The organism is Streptomyces sp. NPDC059524 (assembly GCF_042749255.1).
GTDB classification, from domain to species: Bacteria; Actinomycetota; Actinomycetes; order Streptomycetales; family Streptomycetaceae; genus Streptomyces; species Streptomyces xanthii.
This window is the reverse complement of sequence record NZ_JBHYTK010000050.1, coordinates 7,642-8,495: the sequence shown is the minus strand read 5'-3', so window position 1 is coordinate 8,495 and position 854 is coordinate 7,642. Positions and strand designations below refer to the sequence as shown.

Annotated in this window: 1 protein-coding gene; it reads right to left on the bottom strand. The window is 72.2% G+C overall.

The annotated features are described in order from the left end of the window. Nucleotides 1-52: 52 nt before the first annotated feature. A complete protein-coding gene (locus ACFW9D_RS16455; protein ID WP_188339967.1) occupies nt 53-691 on the bottom strand; it encodes a GNAT family N-acetyltransferase in 639 nt (212 codons plus the stop codon). Between the last annotated feature and the right edge of the window lie 163 nt (nt 692-854).

Genomic DNA, 854 nt, shown 5'->3' with positions numbered 1-854 from the left:
CAGTTCCCCGCGCCCCTGAGGTGCACGCCCTTCGGGCGCACCTCAGGGGCGGTCAGTTCCAGTCGGAGAAGGCGGTGAAGCCGCCGGCCTCCGCGAGCTGCTCCGTGACGCCTTCGAGGTCCTCCGGGAGGAGGCTCCACACGATGAAGTCCGTGCGGACCTCGGCCCAGCCGCCGTCCTCCGTGCGCGTACGCGCTATGCACGCGTTGCGCAGGACGCCTTCGCTGATGCAGCCGATCTTCTGGGCGACCTGCTGGGAGGCCGTGTTGTCGGCGGCGGTGCGCAGTTCGATGCGCTCCATGCGCTGGTCGCGGAAGAGCCACTGGGCGGTGGCGAGCGCGGCCTCGGAGGCGTAGCCCTCGCCGCGGGCCCAGGGGGCGACGATGTACGACAACTCGGTGGCGCGGACGTGCCAGTTGGTCTTGGTGAGCTGGACGACGCCGACGAGGCGCTGGGTGAGGAACTCGGTGACGGCGAGGTCGAGGCCGCGTCCCGAGGTGCGCTCGCGGGGCGCGTACTCGGTGATCCAGCGGCGGGCGCCCTCCTCGGTGAAGGGCTGCGGGACCGAGGTCCAGGCGGCGACGAGCTCGTCGTTCATCATCTCGGTGAGGGCGGGGACGTCGTCCTCGTCGAGGGGGCGCAGCACCAAGCGCTCCGTGCTGATGGAGATCTCGGGGAAGGTGTTCGTCATGCGCCGCTCCGTAACCTTCGTGGCCGCCTCTTCGTCCCTCGTGCCGGCCGGGGTGAGTGCCCAGCATGCAGCATGAAGGCACGTCACTGCACATGGGGGGCGCCCCCCCCCCGCCGGGGGGCGCCCCCCGGCACGCCCCCCCCCCGCCCCGGCGGAGAAGCCG